Consider the following 1690-nt stretch of genomic DNA (forward strand, 5'->3'; position numbering starts at 1 on the left):
GCAGATAGACACTTTCCTCAGAAAGGGTGGTGTGGAACTGCACAATCAACGGCTCATCTTCAGGACGAATGGGACGAATGATCACCGGCGTATCATCCCGCATCGTCCAAGGACTCGTGTACTGCGTCGGGTACGGACGAATGGCCGGCTTGGGCAGATCGTCCGTGGGTATATCGGCAGGATGCAGCACCACCCGTGCATCCAGGGCAATCAACGAGGATCCCGACAGGCTATCGGCGGGCATAGGGCGGGCAAACAGCGGATTAATGTCGATTTCCTGAATCCAGGGCTGCTCGACCACTAGATAACTGAAGCGCACCAGCAGTTTCTCTAGGGCATCGAGATCCACCGGCAGGCGACCCCGCACCCCTTGTAGGGCTTTGTAGATCTGGGTTTGCTCGATCATGCGGCGGGCCAAGGTGGTATTCAGAGGTGGCAGGGCAATAGCGCGATCGCGGAAGACCTCCACCAACTGCCCGCCGGTACCAAAGACCAAGACGGGGCCAAATTGGGGATCAATGCTGCTGCCGATGATCAGCTCATAGCCGCCTTCTAGGGTAATCATCGGCTGAACCGTCACCCCATGGAAATGCCCTTCACCCACCTTCTCTTGGACGTTCCGTTCAATGGTCTGATAGGCCCAACGCACGGCATCAGCATCGGTTAAGTTGAGCTGCACGCCGCCCACGTCGGTTTTGTGGGTAATGGTGTTGGACAACAGCTTGAGAACAACGGGATAGCCCAGTTGCTCAGCCCATTGGACGGCATCCTCTGCGTTGGTGGCCGTCCCCGTTTGCACGATGGGGATGTGGTAGGCCGCTAGGATTTGCTTGGATTCCGATTCGGTCAGCAAGGTGCGGTTGGCCTGGCGGGCCGCCGTGAGAATTTGGTTCACTAGGGCGCGATCGGGAGCCTCTGCGTCTGAATCTTCTGGCAAGACCGGCGTTTCGTAGATGCCCTTGAGGTTATAGCTATAGCACCACATCAGGTTAAACAACCGCGCGGCCGCATCCGGGAAGCGATAGGTGGGAATGCTGGACTGGTTCAGCATCAGCTCCCCAGCAGTGACCTCATCTCCCCCCATCCAACTGGCCATAATTGGTTTATTCGCCGTCTGGGCGTAGGGCTTCAGACATTCAGCCGTGCGGCTAGGATCGGTCATAGCCTGGGGCGTGAGGATCACCAAGAGGCCATCGCTGTTGGGATCATTGACAGCTACCTCTAGGGCCTTGGCATAGCGTTCCGGTTCAGCATCCCCGAGAATGTCAATGGGATTGCCGTGGCTCCAGTGGGGCGGCAGGATCTCGTTAAGCGCTGCAATGGTTTGATCCGACAATGTTGCAAGCTGTCCGCCGGTGCGAATCAGGGCATCTGTGGCCAAGACGCCGGGGCCACCCGCATTGGTGATAATCGCTAGTTTTGGCCCTTTAGGTCGCCGATCTTGCTTCGACAGCACCTCGGCTAGGTCAAACATTTCGGAAATGCGCTCAATCCGCAAAACGCCACAGCGGCGGAAGGCAGCATCGAGGACGTCATCACTGCCGGCTAGAGATCCCGTATGGGAGGCGGCAGCTTTGGCAGCGGCTTCCGTACGCCCAGTTTTGATGACAATAATCGGTTTGGTCAACGCCACTTCCCGCGCAGCGGACAGGAAGGAACTAGCATTGCCAATCGATTCCATGTAGATGAC

At 57.5% G+C, this 1690-nt stretch carries 1 protein-coding gene; it reads right to left on the reverse strand.

Going from position 1 to position 1690, the window contains the following annotated elements; translation table 11 throughout:
• Positions 1 to 1690: acetate--CoA ligase family protein (locus V6D20_18440; GenBank protein HEY9817761.1), on the reverse strand; the 1690-nt coding region annotated here is incomplete at both ends.

The organism is Candidatus Obscuribacterales bacterium, from assembly GCA_036703605.1.
Classification (GTDB): Bacteria; Cyanobacteriota; Cyanobacteriia; order RECH01; family RECH01; genus RECH01.